Origin of the sequence: Rhizobium zaerense (assembly GCF_051810725.1) — a bacterium.
Taxonomy (GTDB): Bacteria; Pseudomonadota; Alphaproteobacteria; order Rhizobiales; family Rhizobiaceae; genus Rhizobium; species Rhizobium leguminosarum_I.
This window is the reverse complement of record NZ_CM132690.1, coordinates 1,732,457-1,744,470: the sequence shown is the minus strand read 5'-3', so window position 1 is coordinate 1,744,470 and position 12,014 is coordinate 1,732,457. Positions and strand designations below refer to the sequence as shown.

Here is a 12,014-nt window from a genome sequence, read left to right as displayed (position 1 = left end):
GATCCGTCAGAATGCCGGCTCAGCCGTCGACGTGACCGGAGAGGGCAACCTGCGCCGACGAGACGGCAACGGCAAGGTCGACGCCCTTCACAAATGTGCCGCCGGCTTTGCGCAGGTCGTTCGCGGTCGCCAAATCCCCCATCGGATTGAGAGGCTTGACCGCACCTGCGCCGAGATCGGCAAGCCAAAGATCCGCCTCTCCGGGTATACCTACAATGACAGCTTTCGCCATGTAATGCCCCTAATCTATTGTTAAAAACCGGCCTTCAATAGGCCCTCCCGATACAGCTCTTTTTGCCAATGCTCTTTGAAGGGAACGATGGCAAGCCATTTCTCGACGTCGAAGGCCGGGTTGATGCTTGCGACCCGTTGCCGATGGAAAAGCGCCCGTTTTCGATCGCCGATCATTGCGCAACTGGCCGCAGCAATGCGATGGGCCGGCGCTTTGTCTTTCATCGCCTCGACATAGGCGATGGCCTCCTCGTATTGTTCTAGGAAGAAACTCGCTCCCGCAGCACACCAGAGATAGGCGTCAGGCGCAATCGGATTGAGCGAAATCGCCTTTTTGATCTTGGCGAGCGCATCGCCCGGGCGGGATGCATGGACCAGCGTGTCGGCATGGCTGTAGATGACATCGGCAAAATGCGGGCTGAGTTCTTCCGCCAGATGAAGTGCGGCGACACTGGCATCGACATCGCCGAGATAGAGTTTGGTGACGCCAAGCTCGCGATGACCCGCCGCCGATTCTGGATCCCGCTCGATGGCCCGAAGGGCATTCTGCTCGGCCAGATGCAGCAGCTCGTTGTTTCCCTGCGCCGTCACGAGCCACTCGCTGGTGAAGGTCCTGGCCAGCCCGGTAAATGACGGAGAAAAATCCAGCTTATGCAACAGGGATTGCTTGAATGCCTTCCTTGCCCGGCGGATATGCGGCAACGTCAACCTGCTCATCAGGCTCGAGCCGACGAGATAGGAATGATAAGCTTTCGGGTTGGCTTCGAAGCGTAGTCGCTCTTCCTCGTTTTCAGCCAGCTCGCTTGCCACCGATAAGGTCAGTTGCTGCGCGATCAACCGTCTTTGCCGTGGCAATATATCGGGCGTCATCGCAAAGCGATTGGCCCAGATAATCTCGTCCGTGGGAAAGTAAACCAGCTGGGCGAATAATCCCTCTTCGGAAAGCCTCGTATCCAGAAGATAGGCGATCGAATGACGCGCGACCACGGCAGCCTTCTCGAATCGCGGCGGATCTGGCCGGCCGTATGCGGCGCGACGATGGAAATGTTTCGTAGCGCGCAGAGTTCGATTGTAACGTCTTCGATCAGGGCGTTGGCAAGCGCAAGTCCGGCATCGACATGTTTCGATGTCGGAGGAAGCAGCACCAGGCGAGGCAAGATCAGCGGTATCGGCGATATACGTTCGATGTCGGCAGCTGTCTGACCACCGGCCTCTGACCGCTTCACCTGTACCCGGGCATGGTCGTCGCCGTTCGGCAATCTCTCATTGAGGGACGAACCGCCGGATAGCCGGTGCAGCAAGGCTCTGACCTGCTCGTCATTCGGATCCCGTTCGAGGATCTGCAGGGCGGCGCTGGAAATGGTGCGCGCCGCGCCGGGCTTTTGCGCGTCCGGCAGCGCATCCAGCAGTGCCTGCCGCAACTGCAGCGCCTGAGCGTCCCGTTGCGCCCTGATCCACGCTTCTATCAGCTTTGTCGCTGGTTTGATATTTCCGATGAAGCCGCGCTGGGTCAGTTCGGCGATCGCGTTCAGCCGCTCCAGCGGCGAACCGCCTGTGCGAAAGATATCCAGATCGCTAGAAACCGCCTGCGTGTCGAGACGAACCGTGGTGGCGGTGAAATCAAAGGGCATTTCCGCGCGTCCGCCGTCTGTATCGCGGATGCGGGAAAGCAGTTTGCGCAGATTGAGCCGCGCCAGGTCAGCTTCGACGTCGTTCCATAGAAACTGAGCCAATTCATAACGGCTGAGTTCATGGTCCGCGCCGGCATAGAGATGGGCCATCATCAACAGGCCCTTGATCGGATAACGAACCGGGTCGCCATTCGTCTCGATCAACCGCAGATCGCCGAATGTCTGCAGATGGAGCACGATCCGTCCTCAGCTGTTCACAACCGAATCGTGCAACTCACTGTCGCTTTCAGGCAACCCCGCGGCTGCCAGGCTTTTGGCCAACGCAACCAGCTTTTGCCTGATATTCGGGTCCTCGATGGCGATGAATGCCTTGTTGAGCGCCAGCCCCTCCTTCGAGGACAAAAACTTGTTCAATTCGCTCGTCTCGCCCTCGATTGGTCCGGCGCCGCCGTTCTCGAAGAAAAAGCCGACGGGCACGCGAAGAATCTCGGATATGCGCTGAAGGCGGCTGGCGCCTATTCTATTCGTTCCTTTTTCGTATTTCTGGATCTGCTGGAAGGTAATGCCGAGAAGTTCGGCCAAGCCGTTCTGGGTCATCCCGAGCGTCTTCCGCCGAACTCTCACGCGGTTGCCAACATAGACGTCGATCGAATTCGGCGATTTAGCCTTCATGTGAATTAGTCTCCCGCGTTATCAGCACGCCCAGCTGTATAATGGAGAGTTTAAGCAAGAATGCAACTAAAAGTAAATATTTCGTAAGGGTTTTTTTCAGCCGTGCACACAGTAAAAACAACTTGTGGATTATTGCAACGGGGTGCCATTTGGCGCGGTGCTGCTATCGCGCACGTCGCAGCAGACGAATCCCGTTCGAAACGAGCGCCGCTCCGACGCCGTGTCTAAGAGGCTTTTGCGCAACAGCGATCATCGACTTGGCGAAAACGGCAATCCTTCCAACATATTCAAACGAACATTGTCGAAGCCGGTATCCAAAATATGCAGCGCGCCTTCCTGATGACGAGGCACAAAGGTGCCCAATTGCCGACACGAAGCCAAAGATATTTAACGGCTGAATGTATATGCTGGATCTAGAGCAATTCCAGCAAAAGTGCGCAGCGGTTTGTGTCCGGAGTTGCGCAAAAACAAAAAGATAGAGGGTTCCGTGGCTTGGAGAAAAACGGAAATGCTCTAGCCAGCCCGATCGAAACCCTTCTCGCGCGCCGGAGAAGACAAGCTTGCCCGATAATTCGTCGTCCGCATATGCGAAACAGCCGGTGGGAAAACCGCGGATTCCCGTGGTCTTCTGGTTGCTGCTGGCGATTTCCCTCTCACTGGTCATGGGGACGGTGCTGCTTTCCAACGACATGAAACACTTAAAGACAGTCAGCCATTATTTTGGCTTCGATCTTTTTCCCCATGAGGTGAGGCCGCCTCCACCCAAACCCCTTCCCCGCCCGATGCCCCCTGCCAGCTTTAAGCTTCCCTTGCATGCCATCGAACCGCCGATGGTAGAGGCCGCGTCGACTTTTCTACGGACATGGCGGATATCCGGCGCCGCGATGTGTGCGGCACTGCACAATGCCGGCATCGAGACTAGCGATTGGGCACCGGCGAGCTTCAACGCCGATACGTTCGAGTGCTTTTTCGAGCAGAGCGGCAAGCGGGAAAAGGATCAGCTCCCAAAGTCCATTTTCGTCATCGTTCGCGGCAACGCCGCCGGCACGATCAACAATATGCGCGTGAAAATCATCAATCCCGAGACTGATCGAAATGGCCAGCTCGATCCCGGCATTCTGAGAATTTTCGAAATCATGCTGCGACAACCGCAGTGGCTCGATTTTCACGAGACCCTGAACGCGATCAAGAATCTGAGGGACATCAAGGAAGACGGATTCGGAGCCAGCATCAGCTTCACCCGCGAGGTGCTCAATCCCGGGAATTACAATTTCACACTCTCGCTGGATGCGACTTCAGGAGCTCAGAAGAGAACGAGAAATTATTTTTCCGGCAGAATATGGCTGCCATTGCCGGACCCCGCGGTCGAGACCGACAGCCCACAACCGGAAGCAGTTTCCAGGCCTCCCGATGCCGAGGCCCCGGCAGAAAGTCGGCAACACCCGCATTAGAACCCCGTGCGTCGTTTCAGACGCACAAAGGACGCTTTAGCTCTTTCAATCCTCGCATCAGCAAAACTGTGCAACGATTTCACAGGGCTTGCGCGAAAACAAAGAGATAGAGCATCCTCGCGACCTGGAGAAAGGCGACCATGTTGTCGATTTCTGGTTTCACCCCAAGCACCGGCCCATCACGCCATGTGACTTACATCGTCACGATGTCTGGCCAGAATCTTGTAGAGCTCTTTCAAACTGTCCGCACTCGGCCGTTCGGTGCTGTCCCCACCCGCCAGGCGCCAGACACGCTCGGCATTGAGGTCCTGTGTGATTTGCGCAAGGTCATCGTTCAGCGAGCGAATGACGATCTCCGATCGACGCAGCCGCCACGACATTCTGACGATAACTGCGAACGGGAGGAAAATGACGCCGATGATGCCGAGAACAAGGGCAGCGAACTGCCGGTCATCGAGAAGAGATAGATGGTTTCGAACAGTCGCCATAAAAAAAACGGCATTTTGAAATGCCATATAAAAATAGCTCCTCAGATAGCTAGACCAATCTTCCATCACCGGCGCCCTCCCCCGACGGTCTATATTTTGGAGCATGCTGAAAAGTCTAGCAGACACTGACAATATCCCGTGCCGGAAAAGTATATTTGAGGTTGCATTAGCCTGCTGAATTGAACGCGAATCCCCTGGCGGATCGGTGCCGACGAGCTCGGTCCTTCAAATTCCACTGCGGACATGAAAAAGCTAACAGAGAGAGATAGAATGAATAGAAGACGTTTCCTCGCCTCGCTTCCGCTCGCTCTGTTATATGTTCGTGCAGGCCAGGCCTTGGCACAGGTGCCTGCCGCTGCAGGGTTACGCGCCCTTGCCGACAAGAAGTCGTTCCGATTCGGATCGGCAATCGACCTGCAAAACATCAACGATCCAATCGCTTCCGAGATCTACATCGACAACGTCAATTCGATAACGCCGCGAAACGAGCTGAAGTGGAATGCGACGGAAAAGAGACCAGGTGTTTTCAGCTTCGGCAGTGCCGACCGCATGGTTGCATTTGCACGCAAAAACAACATGAAGGTTTATGGCCATACGCTGATCTGGTATCGCGTCCCGGGCTGGGTGTCTGATATCACGGACGCGAAGACTATTCAGGCGGCGATGAACCGTCATATAAAACAGGTTGTCACTCGCTATAAGAACTCGATCGATGCTTGGGATGTGGTCAACGAACCGTTGGAGTATGATGCACCGGATCTGCGGGATTGTGTTTTCCGACGCCTTCTTGGCGACGATTATATTCGTATGAGTTTCGACATGGCGCACCAGGCCAATCCCGACGCAACGCTGGTACTCAACGAAACGCATCTGGAGAAAAAATCAGACGTGTTCGAACAGAAGCGCGCGCACATCTTGAAAATCGTCGAGGATCTCGTGGCAAAAAAAACGCCGATCAATGCGGTGGGGCTGCAGGCGCATTTCCGCCCCGGTCTCGACCGGATCGATCCGGAAGGAATGGGGCGCTTCTGCGCGGCGCTGAAGGACATGGGTGTCGGCGTTTTCATCACCGAACTGGATGCGTCCTGCCACTTCCTGAACCGCGACAAAGCCCTCACGCCGGCATCCTACGCCGATATTTTCAGTGACGTGATCACCGTGGCGGCCGAACATGGCGACTTGAAAGGCGTGACAGTATGGGGCATGTCGGAAAAATACGGCGAGCGCGATGAGAAAGCGGCCGATCCCGCCGCCGCTTGCACGAAGCGCGTTAATCTTTACGACGAAAATAATGCGCCAAGAAGTGCGGTTGACGGTGTCCGGCGGGCAATAGAGGCGATGTGATGCATAAGACAACGGAGACGCGAACAGATTCATGAAAAAAGCCGTTATTTATGTGGAAAAATTTTTGCCTGCCAGCCAGGCATTTGTTCTTAACCAGGCGGTAGCGTTTCGTACTTTCGAAGCTGAAATTCTTGCCGGCTCGCGAATTTCTTCGGCGCATACAAAAAAATCCACTGTTCCGGTTCATGACATCCGTCGGTCTCCCATTGCGCGGGCCGGTGAACTGCTGCTGAAAATCCCGCAGATCGGCCTTCCCTTCCTCTTTCCTGCGATCGGCAAAGCCGATCTCGTTCACGCCCATTTCGGTAAGAACGGCTATGTCATTGGCCCGCTGGCCCGGGCCGCCGGCAAGCCGCTCGTCACGACGTTCCACGGCTTCGATGCCACCTATTCCGGCGACCCGAAAAAGCCGGGCGGCTTCAATCAGGTGCGTTTCTTCGCCAAGGGCCGGAGCGAGATGGCCAGCTGGAACAGCTGGAACATCGCCGTTTCCGATTTCATCCGCGACCGGCTGCTGGCCCTCGGCTTTCCAGCCGAACGCGTCTATCGCCATCATATCGGCATCGATCTCGATCTCTTCAAAATGGAACCCCGCCCCCGAAAAAAAGGGCTCGTGGTTTCAATTGCCCGCTTCGTCGACTATAAGGGCCATCGTTTCATGATCGATGCGCTTTCGCGTGTGGCCGCCGCCGGCACCCCCGTCGAATTCGTCATGGTCGGCCAGGGTCCCTTGAAGGAGGAAATCGAAGCACTGGCGCGTCGTTCCTTGCCAAGCGTCACGATCCATGAAAATCTGTCGCAGACTGAGATAAGAGATCTGCTCGCCAGTGCGGAGCTTTATCTCCATGGAAGCGTGACCCTCGACAATGGTCACGCCGAAGCTTTCGGCCTCGCAAATCTCGAGGCGGAAGCCGTCGGTACTCCGGTCGTCGCATTTCGCTCGGGAGGCGTCGGCGAAGCGATCGAAGAGGGGAAAACTGGTTATCTCGTGGAGGAGCGGGATGTCGCGGGAATGGCGGACGCGGTCGGAAGACTGCTCAACGACCAGACCCTGTGGACAGCCTTTAGCGCGCGGGCACCGCTTCTGGTGGCCGAGCGCTTCGACTTACGTCGTCAGACGGGGACGCTCGAGGACTATTACAGTTCCGTGCTAGACGAATTTTCCAGCCGGGGTCGGACTTGATGGTGCAGACGGGAAAAAAGCCGAAGTGGGGACTGAACGTATTTCGGCCACTGCGGAACGGATTTGTGAAGGCCAAGTGGCTCTATTATACGAAATTCTGGGGAATGGATATCGATCCGACGGCGAGCTTTTCCTTGAGCGTGCGTTTCGACAAGACCAACCCGAGGGGATTGCATATCGGCGCGGAAACTTACGTTGCCTTTGAGGCTGCGATTCTGACCCACGATCTCACACGCGGGCTCTACCTTCACACGAGGATTGGCAAACGCTGCTTCATCGGCGCCCGCAGCATCATCCTGCCCGGCATCGAGATCGGCGACGAATGCGTCATCGGCTCGGGCTCAGTGGTGACCAAGAGCATTCCACCGCGCTCGCTTGTGGCGGGCAATCCGGCAAAGATAATCCGCAGCGACATCAAGATCATTTCGCGTTACGGACGCATGGCACGCGAAGACGAGACGGTCTCGCAGATCGTGACGCACTTGCCGACTGGAGAAGCACGATGAAGATGTTTGCCTACCGGGGGAAACACGAGAATTTTGGCGACGAACTGAACCATTGGCTTTGGGAGCGCCTGCTGCCCGGCTTCTTCGACGACGACGAAAGCCAACTTTTTCTCGGCATCGGTTCGATTCTCTATGACAATTTCGACCCGAATATGCAGAAGATTGTCTTCGGCTCGGGCTATGGCGGCTACACCAACCCGCCGAAAGTCGATCGCAACTGGACATTCTATTTCGTGCGCGGAAAGAAGACTGCCGAAATCCTCGGCATCGATCCGAGCTACGCCATCGGCGATTCGGGTATCCTCACGCGCAGCTGCTGGGATGCGAAAAGCATCGAGAAGCGCTACCCGGTCTCTTTCATGCCGCATTACGAAAGCGCGATGTATGGCAGTTGGGATAAGGCCTGCGAGCTCGCAGGGATTCACTATATCGATCCCCGCTGGTCTGTGGAAAAGGTTCTGACCGAAATCAGCGCATCGCATAAAGTTGTCTCCGAGGCGATGCATGGCTGTATTATCTCAGACGCGCTGCGCGTTCCCTGGCGGGCTATCCGGCCGATCGCGCCGGGGAATCGAGCCAAGTGGTACGATTGGGCAAGTGCGCTTGATCTCGAGATCGACTTCGACGCGATTGGCCCGTCAAATATCGTCGAAGCAGGCGCGTCGCTGGTACGGAAAAACACCTACCTTTTGAAGAACATAACGTTCCGCCACCGCCGCATCCGACAGCTCACTGGCAACTATGTCTTTGGGTCGACGGTCAAGACGTTGCAGCGGGTAGCAGAGAAGCCGGGCCAGCTCAGCACAGATGAGTCTATTATAAAGGCGCACGACAGAATGCTGCTTGAGCTAAACCGACTGAAGCAAGATTTTTCCAAGAAAACGGCAAGCGTCGTGTGATGTCGCAAACCGAGTTCGTGACGAGGCAATAGGCATGATCCTTTCTAACTCCATCAACCCGCTCTGCCCTGACGAAGGGGAGCAGCACTTTGGACGGGTGTGCAGCCCACTTAAATGGTCGATGTCCTCGTCGTGCGGAGCCATTGATCTATGAGCAGTGTTACCGACCGGCTGATCCAAGGTAGCATATGGCTGAGTCTGTCCCGCGCCATCGTCAACGGGCTTTCCGCACTCAGCACCTTTGTCCTGGCCTGGTATCTCGTGCCGGCCGACTTTGGTCTCGTTGCTATCGCAACGACGATCCAGGTCATTTTGAGCTCCGTCACCGAACTCTCGCTCAATCAGGCGCTTATCCGCCACGATTCTCCGAGCGAAGTTCACTTCAGTGCGGTGTGGACATTGAGCGTGACGCGAAGCGCGGTATTGGCGCTGCTGTTTGCCGCCAGTGCCTATCCGATCGCCGAGTTTTACAACGAGCCTCGGCTGACAAGCGTCATGCTTGCCTTGAGTTTCAGCCTGCTCCTGAGTGGTCTCGCCAATCCACGCCGCGTCATGCTCCAGCGTGATCTGATCTTCTGGCAGGAGTTCGTACTGAACGTCTCGCAAAAGCTGGTCGGCTTCGTCGTGACGGTGGCAATTGCTGCCATCTACCAGAGTTACTGGGCGCTCGTTGTCGGCACCCTCGCCTATCAGGTCACGAATATCATCGTTTCCTATACCGTCCTGCCGTTCTGGCCGCGCATAACCTTCCGGCATGCACGGGAATTGTTTTCGTTTTCGCTCTGGCTGACGGCCGGACAGATCGTCAACACGCTGAACTGGCGGGTCGAGTATCTTTTAATCGGCAAGATGCTGGGCGCCACGCAGCTTGGCCATTATACCGTCGGCAACACTCTTTCGACTCTGCCAACGCGCGAGGCGACGGCGCCTTTGAACCAGACGATTTACCCAGGCTTTTCGAAGGTCCGCAACGACCCGGTCCGGCTTGTCGCAGCCTATCAGCGTGCACAGGCGCTTCTGGCGGCGGTGGCGCTTCCGGCCGGAATCGGCATGGCAGTGGTAGCTGATCCGATGATGCGGCTTGCCTTGGGAGAAAAGTGGGTTCCCGCCATCTTCATCGTACAGGCGCTCGCATCGGTCTTCGCTCTGCAGACCCTCGGTTCGCTCGTCCAACCGCTGGGCATGGCAAAAGGCCATACCAAGATGCTGTTCATCCGCGACACGCAGATGCTGGTGGTCCGCGTGCCCATCATCATCGCTGGTCTCATGATGGCTGGGCTTCCGGGCGTCGTTTATGCACGCGTGTTGACGGGCCTGATTTCCACCGTAGTCAACATGCTTCTCGTCAAGCGCTTGATCAATCTGCCATTCTTCCAGCAGCTCGCGGCAAACTTTCGCGCGCTTGCCAGTGTCGCCGTGATGGCTGCCGGCGTCTGGGGATTGTCGCATGTCCTGAACACTCCCACCGACAAGTTGGCGCTGGCCCTTCACTTGGCCATCATGGTCGTCACCGGCGGTATCCTCTATGTCGGTTCCAGCTTTGTCCTTTGGCTCGCGATGAAGAAGCCAAACGGCCCGGAAACTGAAGTTCAGCGTATCGTTGTCAAGTTCCTGTCAAAAGCCAAACGTATTGCCGTACCCAAGTCGGCCTGAAGCGAAACGAACATCAAGAAGAGAGGCAGAATGACCAGCCAATCCAGATCGGAGCTGATCGCAAAACTCAATGGCATGATCCATGATTGCCTCAAGGACTATGTCTCGCGCGACGAACCGCTTGCGATTCTCGACTTTCCTGACATCCGCAATTGCGGCGACTCGGCAATCTGGCTGGGTGAGATGGCCTATCTCAAAGATCGCTTCGGCAAGCGCCCGGACTATGTTTCCAGACTGTACGACTTCTCCGCCGACGAACTGAAACGGCGCGTACCGACCGGCCCGATCTTCATTCACGGCGGCGGCAATTTCGGCGATATCTGGGTTGCCCACCAGGATTTCCGCGAAACGATCATGGAGCGTTTCCCGGATCGGCAGATCATCCAGTTCCCGCAGTCGATCCACTACAGTTCGCCTGAGCGCATCGAGCAATCCAAACGGGCAATCGGGCGCCACAAGAATTTCGTGCTGCTCGTGCGCGACGAAGAATCGAAGGAGTTTTCCGAAAAACACTTCGACTGCACCGTACGTCTATGCCCCGATATGGCTTTTGCCATCGGCCCGCTTGCGGAAAGGGCGACACAGATTCCCGTCCTCGCCATGTTGCGGGAGGATGCGGAACGGGTTGGCGGTACCGATCGCAAAATTCCTTCCGATATTCCTGTGGAAGACTGGATTACCGAGTCGAAACGGAAGGTCGATATCGCCAAGAAGTTGGGGGTAGCTTCGGCCTATCTCGCATTGAAGCCGAGCGAAGTTGCCTTGCGCAGACTGGACGCTGCGGCACACAACCGTTTCGAGCGCGGCATCAGTCAGATTTCGCGTGCCCGCGCAATCGTGACCGATCGCCTGCACGTCCATATCTGCTCGCTGCTGCTCGGCCGTCCGCATGCCGTGCTGGACAACAGCTATGGAAAGATCCGCCGCTTCATGAATGCTTTCTCCGGCGGAACCGACCTTTCATACAAGGCAACCTCGCTCGAGGACGGAATAGAGTGGGCGCGTGGTCAGGCAGCCAAGGGGCGTGTCGATGAAAAAGAAGCTGTAAGCTTGCGGGCTTAAGGGGGCATTCGATGACACTTGTCACCTTCATTATCCCGGTCCGCCATCAGGACAATGCCCGCGATTGGAGCAGGCTGAAGGCAAACCTGACCCAGACCGTGGCCTCCATTTCCAACCAGACCAACGGAGACTGGCGCGGCATCATCGTGGCAAACGAAGGCGCCGATCTGCCTGACCTGCCGGAAAAATTCTCCGCCGTGCGTGTCACCTTTCCGCCGAACGACCTGCATGAACTTGGAAAGGGCAGCAAAGAAGACTTCCTTGATGCCTTCCGGGCCGACAAAGGCCGTCGCGTTCTGAGCGGCATGCTGAATGCCACCGACAGTCGCTTCTTCATGATTGTCGATGACGACGATTTCGTCAGCTCGCGGATCGTTCAACACGTATTCGACAACCGGGACGCCAACGGATGGACGATCGACCATGGTTATATCTGGGACGATGGCGGCAACTTTCTGTTTGGCCATGACGACTTCAGCCATCTCTGCGGTACCTCGTTGATCATTCGTGCCGATCTCTACGAACTGCCGACCCGCTTTGAGGATGCTTCGCTGGACTGGATCAAGTCGATGCTGGGCAGCCATGTCCGCATAGCGGATATTCTTGCGCAACGGGGAGCGCCGCTCACGAAGCTTCCCTTTCGCGGGGCAGTCTATCGGGTCGCCCACGGCGGATCGCACAGTCAGGCACCCAGTTTGCTGCGGCAGTATTTCCTGAACCGCGGCGTACTCACCAAACCGCGGCGGTGGTTGCGCAATCTTCGTAAGCTGAGGATAGTCGGCGAGGGTCACAGGCGCGAGTTTTTCGGTAAGACGCGGTCGAACCCCGCGTAAGCGCCGATCCCATTCGAACATCGCACAGGCGGTCAAAATATGAAGCTCTTCTCTTTCGACT

Annotated in this window: 11 protein-coding genes and 2 pseudogenes; 8 read left to right on the top strand and 5 right to left on the bottom strand. The window is 56.5% G+C overall.

Annotated elements, in window-relative coordinates; all coding sequences use genetic code 11:
• Nucleotides 1-19: 19 nt before the first annotated feature.
• From ACS4RR_RS08280 to ACS4RR_RS08265, 4 genes and pseudogenes are all read right to left on the bottom strand, one after another.
• Nucleotides 20-232, bottom strand: coding sequence for a hypothetical protein (locus ACS4RR_RS08280; protein ID WP_260296834.1), 213 nt, complete (start codon nt 230-232; stop codon nt 20-22).
• A gap of 20 nt (nt 233-252) precedes the next feature.
• Nucleotides 253-2,099: pseudogene (locus tag ACS4RR_RS08275) on the bottom strand (peptide antibiotic resistance protein).
• A gap of 9 nt (nt 2,100-2,108) precedes the next feature.
• On the bottom strand, nt 2,109-2,534 hold the full coding sequence (locus ACS4RR_RS08270; protein WP_017965729.1) for a helix-turn-helix domain-containing protein: 426 nt from the start codon (nt 2,532-2,534) through the stop codon (nt 2,109-2,111).
• 163 nt (nt 2,535-2,697) lie between these two features.
• A pseudogene (locus tag ACS4RR_RS08265) lies at nt 2,698-2,855 on the bottom strand (class I SAM-dependent methyltransferase); the annotation flags it as partial.
• A gap of 239 nt (nt 2,856-3,094) precedes the next feature.
• On the opposite strand from ACS4RR_RS08265, the gene ACS4RR_RS08260 reads away from it, so the two are divergent.
• Nucleotides 3,095-3,985, top strand: coding sequence for a DUF6030 family protein (locus tag ACS4RR_RS08260; RefSeq protein ID WP_260296836.1), 891 nt, complete (start codon nt 3,095-3,097; stop codon nt 3,983-3,985).
• 179 nt (nt 3,986-4,164) lie between these two features.
• Here ACS4RR_RS08260 and ACS4RR_RS08255 read toward each other — a convergent pair whose 3' ends face one another.
• On the bottom strand, nt 4,165-4,539 hold the full coding sequence (locus ACS4RR_RS08255; protein ID WP_260298841.1) for a hypothetical protein: 375 nt from the start codon (nt 4,537-4,539) through the stop codon (nt 4,165-4,167).
• 204 nt (nt 4,540-4,743) lie between these two features.
• Between ACS4RR_RS08255 and ACS4RR_RS08250 the strand changes: the two genes are divergently transcribed.
• The 7 genes from ACS4RR_RS08250 (at nt 4,744) to ACS4RR_RS08220 (ending at nt 11,953) form a co-directional block, all read left to right on the top strand.
• Complete coding sequence (locus tag ACS4RR_RS08250; protein ID WP_222386722.1) at nt 4,744-5,817, top strand: endo-1,4-beta-xylanase; 1,074 nt, start codon at nt 4,744-4,746, stop codon at nt 5,815-5,817.
• A gap of 31 nt (nt 5,818-5,848) precedes the next feature.
• On the top strand, nt 5,849-7,000 hold the full coding sequence (locus ACS4RR_RS08245; protein ID WP_222295655.1) for a glycosyltransferase: 1,152 nt from the start codon (nt 5,849-5,851) through the stop codon (nt 6,998-7,000).
• Nucleotides 7,000-7,506: an acyltransferase gene (locus ACS4RR_RS08240; RefSeq protein ID WP_170257253.1), complete on the top strand. Its 507-nt coding sequence runs from the start codon at nt 7,000-7,002 to the stop codon at nt 7,504-7,506. Before ACS4RR_RS08245 ends, ACS4RR_RS08240 begins: the two co-directional genes overlap by 1 nt.
• Nucleotides 7,503-8,405, top strand: coding sequence for an exopolysaccharide glucosyl ketal-pyruvate-transferase (gene pssM, locus ACS4RR_RS08235; RefSeq protein WP_064247959.1), 903 nt, complete (start codon nt 7,503-7,505; stop codon nt 8,403-8,405). The genes ACS4RR_RS08240 and pssM overlap by 4 nt, the downstream gene beginning before the upstream one ends.
• A gap of 150 nt (nt 8,406-8,555) precedes the next feature.
• A complete protein-coding gene (locus tag ACS4RR_RS08230; RefSeq protein ID WP_170257254.1) occupies nt 8,556-10,058 on the top strand; it encodes a lipopolysaccharide biosynthesis protein in 1,503 nt (500 codons plus the stop codon).
• Between the two features lie 30 nt (nt 10,059-10,088).
• Complete coding sequence (locus ACS4RR_RS08225) at nt 10,089-11,120, top strand: polysaccharide pyruvyl transferase family protein (protein ID WP_456189936.1); 1,032 nt, start codon at nt 10,089-10,091, stop codon at nt 11,118-11,120.
• Between the two features lie 11 nt (nt 11,121-11,131).
• Nucleotides 11,132-11,953 carry a galactosyl transferase gene (locus ACS4RR_RS08220; protein ID WP_170257255.1) on the top strand — a complete coding sequence of 274 codons (822 nt, stop codon included), beginning with the start codon at nt 11,132-11,134 and terminating at the stop codon, nt 11,951-11,953.
• The last annotated feature ends 61 nt before the right edge of the window (nt 11,954-12,014 follow it).

Excerpts from the sequence above, each read along its gene's own strand:
- ACS4RR_RS08280 (WP_260296834.1), bottom strand. The coding sequence starts at position 232 with ATGGCGAAAGCTGTCATTGTAGGTATACCCGGAGAGGCGGATCTTTGG.
- ACS4RR_RS08270 (WP_017965729.1), bottom strand. The coding sequence starts at position 2,534 with ATGAAGGCTAAATCGCCGAATTCGATCGACGTCTATGTTGGCAACCGC.
- ACS4RR_RS08255 (WP_260298841.1), bottom strand. The coding sequence starts at position 4,539 with ATGGAAGATTGGTCTAGCTATCTGAGGAGCTATTTTTATATGGCATTT.
- ACS4RR_RS08250 (WP_222386722.1), top strand. The coding sequence starts at position 4,744 with ATGAATAGAAGACGTTTCCTCGCCTCGCTTCCGCTCGCTCTGTTATAT.
- ACS4RR_RS08245 (WP_222295655.1), top strand. The coding sequence starts at position 5,849 with ATGAAAAAAGCCGTTATTTATGTGGAAAAATTTTTGCCTGCCAGCCAG.
- ACS4RR_RS08240 (WP_170257253.1), top strand. The coding sequence starts at position 7,000 with ATGGTGCAGACGGGAAAAAAGCCGAAGTGGGGACTGAACGTATTTCGG.
- pssM (WP_064247959.1), top strand. The coding sequence starts at position 7,503 with ATGAAGATGTTTGCCTACCGGGGGAAACACGAGAATTTTGGCGACGAA.
- ACS4RR_RS08230 (WP_170257254.1), top strand. The coding sequence starts at position 8,556 with ATGAGCAGTGTTACCGACCGGCTGATCCAAGGTAGCATATGGCTGAGT.
- ACS4RR_RS08225 (WP_456189936.1), top strand. The coding sequence starts at position 10,089 with ATGACCAGCCAATCCAGATCGGAGCTGATCGCAAAACTCAATGGCATG.
- ACS4RR_RS08220 (WP_170257255.1), top strand. The coding sequence starts at position 11,132 with ATGACACTTGTCACCTTCATTATCCCGGTCCGCCATCAGGACAATGCC.